Origin of the sequence: Thermosynechococcus sp. QS41 (assembly GCF_031583515.1) — a bacterium.
In the GTDB taxonomy this organism is placed as follows: domain Bacteria; phylum Cyanobacteriota; class Cyanobacteriia; order Thermosynechococcales; family Thermosynechococcaceae; genus Thermosynechococcus.
Genome location: NZ_CP134181.1, coordinates 1,628,068 through 1,642,390 on the forward strand (window position 1 = coordinate 1,628,068; position 14,323 = coordinate 1,642,390).

Here is a 14,323-nt window from a genome sequence, read left to right on the forward strand (position 1 = left end):
ATGGATACAGCCCAAATTAAAGCTCTAGTGGAAAAAGCCCTAGAAGATAAAATTCTTACCCTCGAAGAGCATGGCCAAATTATTGACGCAGTGCTTTCCGATGGCCAAATTTCCGAAGAAGAGGAAAAAATTTTACAGGAACTCCTCGAACGGGTCGCCTCTGGGGAAATTGATTCCCAGTATTAGGGTGTTTTCATCTGCACTCGCCCTTGGCGCAGGACGTGCCATTCCCCCGATTGCCATTGCACGACGGTTGAAGGTTCTGGGGGGGTAGGGGGTAACTGCCACGGGTGGAGCGTCAGCACTTGGGGAAACTCACGGGCGATCGCCCCCCATTCAATGAGTGGCGGCTGACCTGAACGGTTAATACTGGTGGTGGCCAATGGTCCTGTTTGCTCGAGGAGGGCTTGGGCAGGCGGCCAATCGGGAACCCGCAAGCCAATTGTGCCTGTACCTAGGGGGTTCAAACCTGCAGGAAGTTCAGCAGCGGGCAACACCAAGGTCACGGCTCCCGGCCAATAACGCGCCGCCATGGCAGACCACTGCTCCCATTCAGCAGCACTACCGCGCACAAAGGGCCAGAGTTGCTCAGGATTGGCGCCCATGAGGATCAAGGGTTTAGCCGGTTGGCGCTCCTTGGCAGCATAGATCAATTCCCCGCGATCGCACCGACTGGCCAAGGCGGGCACCGTATCGGTGGGAAAACTAATCAACCAATTGCCCGCTCGCACTGCGGCGACTAAGGCGGCCATACTCACCTGTGCCATATTTCTCCTCTACCAACCCATGGCAGCACCTTCCCCCCGCGGATCGGCTGCCCCTTCCAATTGTCCCTGATCCAAAACGCGAATTAAGCTGGCATTTCCCCAAGGGCGGCTTTGTTCTACCCGATAGCCCCACTGTTGCCACGCTTGAATCCAAGAACTTGGAATCGTTGGCTCGACAAAGAGGGTATCCGGTGCCCACTGCTGATGAATGCGGGGACGGGCAACGGCGGTGGCGGCATCCTGCCCTAAATCAACGACGTTCAGAAACAGTTGCAGCACGGTGGTAATAATGCGACTGCCGCCGGGGGAGCCTAAAACCATATTGGGGCGATTATCCTTGAGGACAATTGTTGGACTCATGCTCGAAAGGGGACGCTTGCCGGGTTCGATGCCATTGGCAAGGGGGGCGTTTTCTGATTGAATACCAACCACACCAAAGAGGTTGGGTTGATTGGGGGCAATGGCAAAATCATCCATTTCATTGTTGAGGAGAATCCCCGTTTGCGGCACCACCACACCCGCCCCAAAGGGACCATTGATCGTAAAGGTTAGGCTAACGGCATTTCTTTGGGCATCGACAACATTCAGGTGACTGGTGTTGTCTGACTCTGCAAGTTGAATTGGGGTTGCGGCACTCACAGCACGTTGGGGACGGGCACGACGGGGAAGAATTTCAGTGACCCGCTGTTGGGCATAGCGAGGATGGGTGAGGGCCGTGACCGGCACCGGCACAAAGTCACTGTCCCCGAGGTAACGGGCGCGATCGGCGTAGGCAATTTGCATGATGCTGGCTAGGTAGTGACCGCGATCGCTGGGGGTAGAAGCAGGGGGCAACAGTTGCCAGAGGTTGAGCATTTGCACAAGGGCCACACCACCAGCAGAGGGGGGTGGCATCGAACAGATCTGAAACGCACGATAGGTGCCACAAATTGGCTCTCGCCAAACGGGGGTATAGGTTCGTAAATCCTCTAGGGTGATCTTGCCCCCTTGCTGTGCCATAAACTCGGCAATCGCTCTGGCAATCCAACCCTCATAAAAGCTGCGGGGATCACGGGCGATCGCCCCCAAGGTTTTTGCTAACTCTAGCTGTTGAATCACCGTGCCCAAGGGGGGAACTTGGCCATCCCTGAGGAAAATGCGCGCGGCGGTAGCATCGTGCTGCAGAACGGCTTGGCACATCGTTGCCCACTGCTGATAACGTGGGGTAACCGCAAACCCCTGTTGGGCAGCCTGAATGGCGGGTGCCACCACCTGCGACCAAGGCAGTTGACCATAGTGCTGGTGCAAAGCGGCTAAGCCAGCAACGGTGCCGGGGGTGCCTGCGGCCAAGACTCCATCCAAACTGGCGCGGGGAATCACCTCTCCCTTCGCGTTGAGATACATCGTTGGTGTCGCTTGCAGGGGGGCACGCTCCCGAAAATCAAGGGCACGCAGGGTTTGAGATTGGGCGTGATACACAAGGGCAAAGCCACCGCCACCAATCCCAGCGGCATAGGGTTCAACGACGGCGATCATGAATGCGGTTGCCACGGCTGCATCCACGGCATTGCCCCCTGCCTTGAGGATGTCTCTTCCTACTTTTGCTGCTGCGAGTTGAGCTGCTGTCACCATTCCCCGCTGGCTAATCGTTTGAGCTGGGGCGGGTGGGGCGGCAAAAAATGTTACCGCTAGGACAATAGCGAGGAAGGGCGATCGCCCCCATTGCTCAACCTTCCCTAGAGTGAATCCTTGCCCCATGATTGATTTGGCTCAAAACTGCTGCGGAACCCCAGCCTGTAAAATACACGAAGAGAGCAGTATTGCAAACGTCCTCAACCGCCAAGGTTCATTTTTGCCATGCCAAATTCACTGTTAGAAACCAGTTGGTGGGTACCCTGTTATGGCTTAGTGGGTGCAGCCCTGACGTTGCCTTGGGCCACCGGTGTTGTGCGGCGCACCGGGCCTCGACCCGCAGCCTATTTCAATCTGCTGATGACGATTGTTGCTTTTGTGCATGGCTTTTTCCTATTGCAACAAACTCGCAGTGGCGCCACCGCAACGATTGTTTGGCATTGGCTACAGGCACCGGGACTCGATCTCTCGTTTTCATTGCTCATCAACAGTGTCACCACGGGGGCTATGGAGTTGGTGACGGGTCTGAGCATCTTGGCGCAGATTTTTGCCCTTGGTTACCTCGAAAAGGACTGGGGCATGGCCCGCTTCTTTGCCTTGATGGGCTTTTTTGAGGCGGCCCTCAGTGGCATTGCGATCAGTAACTCGTTGCTCCTCAGCTATGGTCTGTTGGAGATGCTGACCCTCTCGACCTATTTGCTGATTGGCTTCTGGTATGCTCAGCCCCTTGTGGTCAAAGCAGCACGGGATGCCTTTCTCACCAAACGGGTGGGGGATATCTTACTCCTCATGGGGGTAGTCGCTGTCGGCAGCCTTGCGGGGAGTTATGATTTTCCCGATCTCTACCAATGGGCAGAAGACGCCAATTTACCAGACGGTTGGGGCTTTTTACTGGGCTTAGCCTTGATTGCAGGTCCCACGGGTAAATGTGCTCAAGTGCCTTTGCACCTGTGGCTCGATGAAGCGATGGAAGGGCCCAACCCCGCTTCGATTATGCGCAACTCAGTGGTGGTGGCGGCGGGTGCCTATATTCTCATTAAGCTACAGCCGATTCTGGTGGCCTGCCCGGGGGCAAACATTGCGCTGATCCTGATTGGGGCGGTGACTGCCATCAGTGAATCCCTTGTTTCCATTGCCCAGATTGACATTAAACGGGCACTGTCCCACTCGACGAGCGCCTATCTGGGGTTGGTGTTTATTGGGGTCGGCACCAACTGGACAGATTTTGCCCTGTTTGTCTTGCTCACCCACGCGATCGCCAAGGCACTGCTGTTTATGAGTATTGGCAGTGTGATTATGACCACTAACTGTCAGGATTTGACGGAATTGGGGGGCTTAGGCGGACGGATGCCAGCCACAAGTTCAGCCTTTGTGATCGGCGGTCTATCCCTAATTGGCTGTCTGCCCTTGGGTGCCTTTTGGTCGTTTTATCGCGGCATTGACTATTACTGGCAAACCCAGCTTGGCTTGGTGGGGCTGATTTTGCTGGTTAATACCCTAACGGCTGTCAACCTCACCCGTGTCTTTCGCTTGGTCTTCTTGGGGTCTGCCCAACCCAAAACCCGCCGCGCCCCCGAAGTGCCTTGGCCGCTAGCAGTGCCAATGGTCACCCTGAGTATTTTGAACTTGCTGGTGCCCTTCATTTTGCAGCGAGTGCAGTTGTTACCGACAACGATTGATTGGTGGATTGTGGTTCTGCTTGTGGTGTCAGGATTCACTGGAATTCTCCTTGGGGGCTTTGTCACTCTCAAACGCCAGTGGACACGTCCGATCAAGGTGCCCTTGCGCTTTGTGCAGGATCTGTTAGCCTACGATCTTTACATTGAGGAACTCTATCGCTATACCGTGGTCTGGGCAGTGCGATCGCTCTCGCAGTTGAGCGCTTGGGTGGATCGCCACATTGTCGATCGCATTGTGAATACAACGGGTGTGGCATCCCTTGTGGGGGGTGAGTTGCTCAAGTACAGTGCCAGTGGTCAATCCCAAGCCTATTTGCTGCTGGTGTTTATTGGTGTGGCAATTCTTGGGGGGGCGATCGCATGGCTACTACTGTAATGCCGCTGTTAAGTTTCCTTCTCTGGGTGCCCTTACTCGGTGCCCTTGCCCTCAGCCTGTTACCCGCTGAAAGTCTGGGACGCACCTACCGCAGTTTAGCCGCTGTCGTGATGGCGATCGCCCTTGTCGTCAGTCTCGCGATCGCCCGTCTATTTGACCCCGCCAATGCAGCACCGCAATTAACCGAGGTGATTCCTTGGTTGGAGCCACTGGGCTTGAGCTATCGCCTGAGCGTGGATGGCCTGTCGCTGCCGCTATTGGTCTTAAATAACTTCCTGACGCTGATTGCCCTCTTGGCCACTTCTGTCAATCTGCCCCGTCCGCGGTTGTATTACCCGCTGGTACTGCTGTTGAATGCGGGTGTCAGTGGCGCTTTTTTGGCCGATAATTTGCTGCTCTTTTTCCTCTTCTATGAATTGGAGTTGATTCCCCTCTACCTTCTGATTGCGATTTGGGGTGGGGCACGGCGCAGTTATGCCGCCACCAAGTTTTTAATTTACACAGCCATTTCTGGGGTGCTGCTCTTGGCTGGCTTTCTGGGACTGGTGTGGTTAGCCCATGCCCCCTCCTTTGACTTTGACCCCCAGTTATCCACCCTCTTACCCCTGAGTTCACAGCTGGTTCTGTTGGGGCTGATTTTGGTGGGCTTTGGCATCAAGATTCCCCTCGTGCCCTTCCATACGTGGCTACCTGATGCCCACGTTGAAGCCTCCACGCCGATTTCTGTGCTGCTGGCGGGGGTACTCCTGAAATTGGGTACCTATGGGCTAGTGCGCTTTGGCGTGCAGTTATTTCCGCAGGCATGGCAAGTTTTGGCGCCGGGGTTGGCCACTTGGGCGGTAGTCAGTGTCCTCTACGGTTCCCTAATGGCGATCGCCCAAACGGATATGAAAAAAATGGTGGCCTACAGTTCCATTGGGCACATGGGGTTTGTTCTCTTGGCCACTGCCACTGCCACTCCCTTGAGTATTTTGGCGGCTATTGCCCAAATGATGAGCCACGGGTTAATTTCCGCCCTCCTCTTTTTACTGGTGGGGGTTGTCTATGAAAAAACCGGCAGCCGCAACATTGAGGTACTGCGGGGATTGCTGAACCCTGAGCGGGGGTTGCCCCTGATTGGTAGCCTGATGATTGTCGGTGTCATGGCCAGTGGCGGTATCCCCGGCATGGTGGGCTTTGTGGCGGAGTTCCTGATCTTCCGCAGTAGTTTCCTCACCTTCCCAGTGCAAACACTCCTGTGTATGGTGGGGACGGGCTTAACAGCAGTGTATTTTCTCTTGCTGGTGAACCGCGTCTTTTTTGGTCGTTTGCCCAATGAATTGACGGATTTGCCGCCCGTGGCGTGGGGCGATCGCCTGCCGAGCCTCCTATTAGCCACGCTAATCTTGATCTTAGGGATTGTTCCCAACTGGCTGATCCATTGGAGTGAAACCACCGTTAGCCTTCTCACCACTGCTGTTGCTACGCTGCCCGTACCATGACCCTGATTACTGCTGCTCCAACCTCCCTGCATCAAGAACTGCGTACCGCCATCCTAGAGCGGTTGCTGAATGGTCAAGCCCTGTTACCGGATACGCCAACCCATGTGATGGAAGTGGTGGGCATCCTCAAAAGCTATGGGGTGGTGCTCAAGGCCTACGCGGAAAATCTCTGCGACATTAGTGAGCGGCAGTTTCTGGTGCTCTTTCCCTTTTTCAAATACTTCAACGGTGAGATTACCATTCCCAAGCTGCTGCGCCACTGGTGGCACGACCGCATTAACTACGAATACGCCGAATACTGTATGCGTGCCATGATGTGGCATGGGGGCGGCGGTCTTGATGCCTTCCTTGATTCGGCAGAATTTCGGCAATTGGCGGCCAAGGCGATCGCCGCTAAACTGCGGGGCAATCCCTTAATGCAACTGCTGAACGCTCTTTTTCCAGAGTTTTTGCTGGAAACAGTGCGGATGCTTTGCTACTACAGTGGCTTGGGGCAGTTTTGGACGGTGATGTATCCCATCTTTCTCACCTTGAGCGATCGCTACGATGCGGGTGAGATTCGCAGCATTCCCGATGTCGTAGATCATATTCGCGCGGGACTGATTGCGGCTGCCGATCGCCCCATTACCTACAGCGTTACCATTCACGGCCAAACTTACGATATTCTGCCGGCTAGCGCTGGTCTTACCTTTTTAGCCGACACCGCCATTCCCTATGTCGAAGCGGTGTTCCTGCGGGGTACCCCCTTCTTTGGCCTCATTTCCTTCAATGCCCAAGCGCAACAAATTTCCCGCGATCAAAGCGAGTTTGGTTATGGTGCCCTGTTTGCGGATCCCATTCCCACGGGTGCGGCTGGTATTCCTCCCACACTGCTCATGCAGGATATGCGCCACTATCTCCCTCCCTATCTTTTAGAGTTCTATCGTCGCCAAGGCCGAGGGGAAGACGATCTGCGCGTGAAAATTTGCCAAACCTTCCAAAAATCAATGTTTTGCGTCACCACAGCGGCAATCACTGCCCTTGCCCCCTATCCTTGGACGACCACTGACCCCCAAGAGCAAGCCGCCAATCGGGCATTCTACGAAACGTGGCTGGATCGCCTCGAAACCTCCCGCCTCTGGAACGTGCAACTGAGCAACTAACCAAGGCTCAGGCAGCGATCCGCGATAAGATAGTAAGGCAGTTCATCTCCCTCCATCGACAATAAAATGACCCATATTGATTGGCTTGCGCAAACGGATCCCTTGGTCGCTGAAATGGTACAGCGGGAAGTCCAGCGGCAGCAGCAACACCTTGAACTGATTGCCAGCGAAAACTTTACTTCTCCTGCGGTGATGGCCGCTCAAGGCACAGTTCTCACCAACAAATATGCCGAGGGATTGCCCGGTAAACGCTACTACGGTGGCTGCGAATTTGTGGATGAAGTAGAGCAACTGGCCATCGATCGCGCCAAGGAACTCTTTGCCGCCGCCCACGCCAATGTGCAACCCCACTCCGGTGCCCAAGCCAATTTTGCCGTCTTTTTGGCACTGCTCAATCCCGGCGACACGATTATGGGGATGGATTTGTCCCACGGTGGCCATCTCACCCACGGTTCCCCCGTCAACGTTTCTGGTAAATGGTTTAACGTCATTCACTACGGTGTCCATCCTGAAACAGAACGCCTCGATATGGACCAGGTGCGGGATTTGGCGCGGCAGCACCGTCCTAAGCTGATCATCTGCGGCTATTCCGCCTATCCGCGCGTCATTCCCTTTGCCGAGTTTCGCCAAATTGCCGATGAAGTGGGGGCCTACCTCATGGCCGATATTGCCCACATTGCCGGTTTGGTTGCCACAGGTCACCATCCCAATCCTGTGCCCCTTTGCGATGTGGTCACCACCACCACTCATAAAACCCTGCGCGGCCCTCGCGGCGGCCTGATTCTTACCCGTGATGAAGAGTTGGGCAAAAAGTTCGATAAAGCCGTCTTTCCCGGTACCCAAGGGGGGCCATTGGAGCACGTTATTGCCGCTAAGGCGGTGGCCTTTGGTGAAGCCCTTAAGCCCGAGTTCAAAGCCTATTCTGGCCAAGTGATCCGCAATGCCCAAGCCCTCGCTGCGGGGCTGCAAGCGCGACAACTGCGCCTTGTCTCTGGGGGCACCGATAACCACTTGATGCTGATTGACCTGCGATCGGTAAATCTAACGGGCAAAGAGGCCGATCGCCTGATGGGGGAAATCAATATCACCACCAATAAAAATACGATTCCCTTTGACCCTGCCTCTCCCTTTGTCACCAGTGGTCTGCGGTTAGGAACCCCAGCGTTGACAACCCGTGGCTTCACTGAGGCTGAGTTTACGGAAATCGCCGAAATTATTAGCGATCGCCTGCATGCCCCCGAGGATGAGGTGATTAAAAACCGCTGCCGCGAGCGGGTGGCTGCCCTCTGTACTCAATTTCCCCTCTATCCCCACTTGCAATTGCCGCAACCAGTGCTAGCCTGAGAGGGAATCCTGCTGCCAATGCCCTGAACAGATGCTGTACCACCTGATTGCCTTCCTTGCTGCCATTGCCGTTGTTCTGTTGGTCACCCCCATTGTCAATGACTTTGGCCAGAAGGCAGGGTTTGTGGATCGACCCAATGAACGCAAAATTCACACCCGTCCAATGGTGCGCCTCGGTGGCGTCTCCATTTTTCTTGGTAATCTGGTGGCACTGCTGATTGTTTGGAATGCGGGAGGATTTGGCGTCCTACCTCAGCCAGCAGAATATGAGATTTGGGGGGTCACCCTTGGCGGGGTGGCCTTTTTCCTGATTGGCCTAGCGGATGATCTGCTGACTTTACCAGCGCTTCTACGCCTTGTCCTGCAATTTCTGGTGGCGGGCATTGTCTGGGCCGTGGGTGTCAAAATTCGCATTATCACGGTGCCCTTTGTCGGCATTGTTGACTTGGGATGGTTGAGCTTACCCCTGACGACAGTGTGGCTGGTCGGCATTGCCAATGCCATTAACTTCATTGATGGTGTGGATGGCCTAGCAGCCGGGGTGTCGGGTATTGCTGCCTCAGCGATGCTGTTTGTCTGTATGCTGATGGGGGAGCCGGAGGCAGGACTATTGGCAGCTGCCTTGGCAGGAGGTGCCTTGGGGTTTCTACGCTATAACTTCAATCCGGCACAAATTTTCATGGGCGATGGCGGCGCCTACTTCATGGGTTTTACCCTTGCCGGCCTAGGGGTCATTGGCCTTGTGAAAGCCTACACAGCGGTGGCAATTTTGCTGCCCCTATTAATTCTGGCTGTGCCCATTGTGGACACCTCAACCGTTGTTTTTAACCGCCTTCTGAAAGGGCAGTCTCCCTTTGCCGCCGATAAGGGTCATCTGCACCATCGCTTGCTCAAGGCTGGTCTTTCTCAGCGGATGACGGTGCTGTTTATCTATTGCCTAACGCTATGGGTGGGGAGTCTGGCCTTGGCCTTGGCCGGTTTGCCGGGAGGATGGGGCTATGCCGTGGCTGCCTCCCTTTTGATGGGCTTTGCCGCTTGGTATGTATGGGAACGGGTGCGCAACAACGAAGATGACTGAAACAATGAGCGCAGAGATTATTTGCGTGGGCACAGAATTGCTGCTGGGGGAAATTCTCAACAGCAATGCCCAGTTTTTGGCCCAGCAACTGGCAAGCTTGGGGATTCCCCACTACTATCAAACCGTGGTGGGCGACAATCCCACGCGGATTAAGAAAGTCGTCGCCATTGCCTGCGATCGCGCCCGCCTATTGATTTTCACGGGTGGCCTTGGCCCCACGCCCGATGACCTGACAACGGAAACCATCGCCGATTTCTTTCAAGCGCCCCTCGAAGAACGTCCTGAAATTATTGCCGATCTAGAACGCAAGTATGCCCATCGCGGCGGCTTTAGTCCCAGTAACCGTAAACAGGCGCTCCTGCCTGCGGGCGCCCAGATTTTGCCCAACCCGATTGGCAGTGCCCCCGGTATGATTTGGCAGCCGCGCACGGGTCTGACAATTCTCACCTTTCCCGGTGTTCCCGCCGAAATGAAGCAGATGTGGCAAGAAACTGCGGTGCCCTTTTTGCGCTCCCAGGGCTGGGGAAAAGAGGTAATTTACAGCCGTGTGCTGCGTTTCTGGGGCATCCCTGAATCGGTACTTGCGGAAAAAGTGGCTGCCCAAATTGCCCGTGAGCATCCCACGGTGGCGCCCTATGCCAGCAATGGGGAAACCCGCCTCCGCATTACCGTCCGTGCCAAGGACGAAGCAGAAGCCCAGCAATTGATTCAACCCGTTGAAGCAGAAATCCGCCAAATTGTCGGCCTAGATTGCTACGGTGCGGATGAGGATACCCTTGCCAGTGCGGTAGCGCGGCTGCTTCAGGAACGACAGCAAACAGTGGCAGTGGCAGAGTCCTGCACCGGCGGTGGCCTTGGGGAGATGCTAACCCGTTTGCCGGGGAGTTCTCTCTCGTTTAAGGGGGGCGTAATTGCCTACGCCAATGATGTCAAGGTAACTCTACTGGGGGTCAATCCTGAGGACTTAGAGCAAGAAGGCGCCGTGAGTGCCGTGGTGGCTGCCCAGATGGCCCTAGGCGTGAAAACGCGTTTAGGCAGTGACTGGGGCGTCAGTATTACCGGGATTGCTGGCCCCGGCGGCGCGACGCTCAGTAAGCCAGTGGGACTGGTGTATATTGGCGTGGCACTGCCCAATGGCGAGGTCATGACCCGTGAATTTCGCTTTAGTGGTCAACGGGGACGGGATTGGGTGCGACATCTCAGTGCGATGAATGCCCTCGATGTATTGCGGCGGCAGTTATTGGTGAATCGATGAGTCACGGTCTGCTCTGGTTACCCCTATTAGCTATTTTTATCGTGCTGGCACGGTTGGGCTGGGTCGAGTACCGGAAGGTGGAACACTATCGCCAGTGGGCAAAAAATTTTGAAACCAGTAAATATGACATTGCCGCTGTCCTTGGTCAGCAGGGCGATCGCTTGACGTGGGGACACCCTACCCAACAGGGCATTATTCATTTGCAAACTTGCGAATTATCGACTATTCAAAACATTTGGATTGAGTGTAACGGTCAACGAATTGACACACAAACTACTCATTCTAAAGGAGCAATTCAACTGGTGCTAGAAACCTTTACAGGAGACTGTTATCGCATTCCTTTTACAGAATTCACCCTTGCCTTGGCATGGCGCGATCGCCTACAACGGGCGATCGGGAACTGATAAGGTTGATTAAAAACGAAAAAAAATCTAAATTGTGCTTGACTAAGCTTGACAATTAAGCGAAGTCTGACTAGAGTTACTTAAATAGTGAGCTAACGGGGGATACCAAAAAGGGAGGGTTTTCCTTCGCTTTTTTAGCGACGGTAGGACTTGTGTCTTTTTGGGTTTAAGGAAAGAGTAGCCCATAGGAAAGTGCAAAATTCTACAAAGCACTTGACTGTTGTATTTACACCTTAACCTTGGGAGGTCTATCCTCATGTGCAAAAGACTACACCCCGTTTTGGCTTGTGTTGTTAGCACAACAGTGCACATTATTCTGGTCACCACACCTGCATTGTCTCAAACTCGAGACTGTGGGAATCCTATTCCTCCTTTTTTTCCTTTTTTCAATTCTACCGGTGGTGGAGGGAACGAAAACCTAATTTGTGGCGCAAATAACAATTTACTCCCTGCCTTGCAACGGTCTATTGCTGTTGGTATTAGCAACACAGTAAATGGTGGCACTGTCGCCAATCATGCGATCGGTAGCAACAATAACCTTGGGTCAAACATAAATACCGAAAACACCGCTGTTGGTCATAACAACCAAATTAACGGAGTTAATGCTCAAAATCATGCCTTTGGCTCTAACAACGCAATCGGCTCTGGAGCGCCTATTCCAACTACAGAAGAAGGCAACAATAACACTGCCCTAGGAGCACAAAATCGAGTCGGCACAGTTGGAACACCCAATCCTTCAGATCCTTTTTTTCCCGACTCAGCTCGCAATAACAATACCGCAGTCGGTTATCAAAACGTTGCTGATGGCATTGCGGGTACAACTGGCAGTAACAACACCGCCATTGGCATGCAGAACCAAGCCCAGGGTGATAACAACACTGCTGTGGGGATGCAGAACCAAGCCCAAGGAGCTAATAGCACCGCAATGGGGATGCAGAATTCAGCGAATGCAGTAAATGCCACCGCCGTGGGGATGCAGAACCGAGCTCTAGGAAATGACAGCAGCGCAGTTGGCTTTGCAAACACCGCTCAAGGAAATAGAAGCACCGCAATGGGGTTTGTGAACCGAGCTCTGGGAAATGACAGCAGCGCAGTTGGCTTTGCAAACACCGCCCAAGGAGTTCAGAGCAGTGCAGTTGGCTTTGCAAACACTGCTCAAGGAGCTAATAGCACCGCAATGGGGTTTGTGAACCAAGCCAATGCAGTAAATGCCACCGCTGTGGGGATGCAGAATTCAGCGAATGCAGTAAATGCCACCGCTGTGGGGATGCAGAATAATTATGATGGCACCTACCTGACCCCTGGCGACAACAGTACCGCTGTAGGGATGCAGAACCGAGCCACCCAAACAAACGCCACCGCCGTGGGTAGACAGAACTTTGCCACTCAACAGGACGCCACCGCCGTAGGCTCTGGTAACCAAGCCCAAGGATTTCAGAGCAGCGCGGTTGGCTTTACAAACACTGCCCAAGGAACTAGAAGCACCGCAATGGGGTATGTGAACCAAGCCCAAGGAAATAGAAGCACGGCAATGGGGTATGTGAACCAAGCCCAAGGAGATAGAAGCACCGCAATGGGGTATGAGAACCAAGCCCAAGGAGATAGAAGCACCGCAATGGGGTATGATAACGACGCCTTGGGAGATGCCAGCAGCGCAGTTGGCTTTGAAAACACCGCACAAGGAGTTCAGAGCAGCGCGGTTGGCTTTGCAAACACTGCCCAAGGAGTTCAGAGCAGCGCGGTTGGCTTTGTAAACACCGCCCAAGGAGTTCAGAGCAGCGCGGTTGGCTTTGCAAACACCGCCCAAGGAGTTCAGAGCAGCGCGGTTGGCTTTGCAAACACTGCCCAAGGAGATAGAAGCACCGCAATGGGGTTTGTGAACCAAGCCAATGCAGACAACACTACAGCTGTGGGGATGCAGAACCTAGCCCAAGGGCTTGACAGCACCGCAATGGGTTCGGGCAACCAAGCCACCCAAACAAACGCCACCGCTGTGGGGATGCAGAATTCAGCGAATGCAGCAAACGCCACCGCTGTGGGGATGAGGAATAATTATGATGGCACCACCAACACCTACCTGAACCCTGGCGACAACAGTACCGCCGTAGGCTCTGGTAACCAAGCCCAAGGAGCTAATAGCACCGCAATGGGTTCAGGCAACCAAGCGCTGGGGGCTCGTAGTATTGCCATTGGCCACCAAAGTACTGCAAACCCGGCTGATAGTATTGCAATTGGTCAGACTGCCCAAGTCGTGGGTGGTGCTACTGATGGTGTGGCCATTGGTAGAGGTGCCACAGTTCAACATGCCAACAGTGTGGCCATTGGGGCAAACTCTGTAACAACACAGGCCAATGTTGTGTCTGTTGGTGCCCCCGGTGCTGAACGCAAGGTTGTCAATGTTGCGCCTGGCATCATTGCACCAACGAGTACGGATGCAATTAATGGCAGTCAGCTCTCTGCCCTCATCAACCAACTGTTTGCTACAGGAATTTGTTCAATCACTAACGCAACAGTAACGTGCGGTAACATTGCTTTGGGAAATGCTGCTAACCCTGGGGGTGCTAATAGTATTGCCATTGGCAACAATTCAACGACGGGTGCCAATAATGCCATTGCCTTTGGCCCATCGGCACAGGCCATCCATCCCAACAGTGTGGCCATTGGCGCTGGCTCTGTAACAACAGCTCCCAACACGGTTTCTGTGGGCGCCCCAGGAGCAGAACGCCGAATTACCAATGTGGCCACCCCCATCAATCCGACGGATGCTGTCAATAAAGCCTATGTTGACGGCATAGGAGCAGTGGCCTTGGGCGCAGCGAATGCTTACACCGATGCTCAAATCAATCAATTACGGGGAGAGGCCTTTGCGGGCATTGCCTCGGCAGCAGCACTCATGCCGATTGTGCCGGCACGTTCTGGTCAAACCACATTTAATGTGGGATTTGCAACCTACGGTGGATACAGTGCAGCTGGGATGGCCATAGCCCACCAAATCGGACCGGTGATTATTGATGCAGGGGCAAGTTTTTCTAGTGCAGGCTATCCCTTAGCACGCATTGGTATCGGCGCCCGTTTTTAGAACAACAGGGAACTAGGGGGGCTTTGATGTCCACATTTGGGAAAAGACGCTAGCCTTTAAAATTGCAGCTAAGCCTCCTCAATACTGCCCAAGGAATCTAGCCCTAT

11 protein-coding genes are annotated in these 14,323 nt (G+C 54.1%); 9 read left to right on the top strand and 2 right to left on the bottom strand.

The genetic code is table 11. The annotated features are described in order from the left end of the window. Window positions 1–186, top strand: coding sequence for a hypothetical protein (locus RHJ80_RS08015; RefSeq protein ID WP_011057956.1), 186 nt, complete (start codon window positions 1–3; stop codon window positions 184–186). Here RHJ80_RS08015 and RHJ80_RS08020 read toward each other — a convergent pair. Then, window positions 183–767 carry an L-threonylcarbamoyladenylate synthase gene (locus RHJ80_RS08020; protein WP_310800734.1) on the bottom strand — a complete coding sequence of 195 codons (585 nt, stop codon included), beginning with the start codon at window positions 765–767 and terminating at the stop codon, window positions 183–185. The genes RHJ80_RS08015 and RHJ80_RS08020 overlap by 4 nt on opposite strands. Window positions 768–776: 9 nt before the next feature. Then, window positions 777–2,504, bottom strand: coding sequence for a gamma-glutamyltransferase (gene ggt, locus RHJ80_RS08025; RefSeq protein ID WP_310800735.1), 1,728 nt, complete (start codon window positions 2,502–2,504; stop codon window positions 777–779). A gap of 99 nt (window positions 2,505–2,603) precedes the next feature. Between ggt and RHJ80_RS08030 the strand changes: the two genes are divergently transcribed. From RHJ80_RS08030 to RHJ80_RS08065, 8 genes are all read left to right on the top strand, one after another. Beyond that, window positions 2,604–4,433, top strand: a complete 1,830-nt coding sequence (locus RHJ80_RS08030; protein ID WP_302678010.1) for an NAD(P)H-quinone oxidoreductase subunit F — start codon at window positions 2,604–2,606, stop codon at window positions 4,431–4,433. Further along, window positions 4,418–5,914: an NADH-quinone oxidoreductase subunit M gene (locus tag RHJ80_RS08035; RefSeq protein WP_310453654.1), complete on the top strand. Its 1,497-nt coding sequence runs from the start codon at window positions 4,418–4,420 to the stop codon at window positions 5,912–5,914. The genes RHJ80_RS08030 and RHJ80_RS08035 overlap by 16 nt, the downstream gene beginning before the upstream one ends. Beyond that, window positions 5,911–7,056: a CO2 hydration protein gene (locus RHJ80_RS08040; RefSeq protein ID WP_206199728.1), complete on the top strand. Its 1,146-nt coding sequence runs from the start codon at window positions 5,911–5,913 to the stop codon at window positions 7,054–7,056. The genes RHJ80_RS08035 and RHJ80_RS08040 overlap by 4 nt, the downstream gene beginning before the upstream one ends. A 66-nt stretch (window positions 7,057–7,122) precedes the next feature. Further along, window positions 7,123–8,400 (top strand): serine hydroxymethyltransferase, encoded by a 1,278-nt coding sequence (gene glyA / locus RHJ80_RS08045; protein ID WP_310800736.1) that lies wholly within the window; start codon window positions 7,123–7,125, stop codon window positions 8,398–8,400. Between the two features lie 31 nt (window positions 8,401–8,431). Further along, a complete protein-coding gene (locus RHJ80_RS08050; RefSeq protein WP_310800737.1) occupies window positions 8,432–9,478 on the top strand; it encodes an MraY family glycosyltransferase in 1,047 nt (348 codons plus the stop codon). A 4-nt stretch (window positions 9,479–9,482) separates the two neighbouring features. Next, on the top strand, window positions 9,483–10,733 hold the full coding sequence (locus RHJ80_RS08055; protein ID WP_310743651.1) for a competence/damage-inducible protein A: 1,251 nt from the start codon (window positions 9,483–9,485) through the stop codon (window positions 10,731–10,733). Continuing rightward, on the top strand, window positions 10,730–11,137 hold the full coding sequence (locus RHJ80_RS08060; protein WP_302678013.1) for a hypothetical protein: 408 nt from the start codon (window positions 10,730–10,732) through the stop codon (window positions 11,135–11,137). The genes RHJ80_RS08055 and RHJ80_RS08060 overlap by 4 nt, the downstream gene beginning before the upstream one ends. Window positions 11,138–11,441: 304 nt before the next feature. Further along, window positions 11,442–14,216, top strand: a complete 2,775-nt coding sequence (locus RHJ80_RS08065) for a YadA-like family protein (RefSeq protein ID WP_310800739.1) — start codon at window positions 11,442–11,444, stop codon at window positions 14,214–14,216. Window positions 14,217–14,323: the final 107 nt, after the last annotated feature.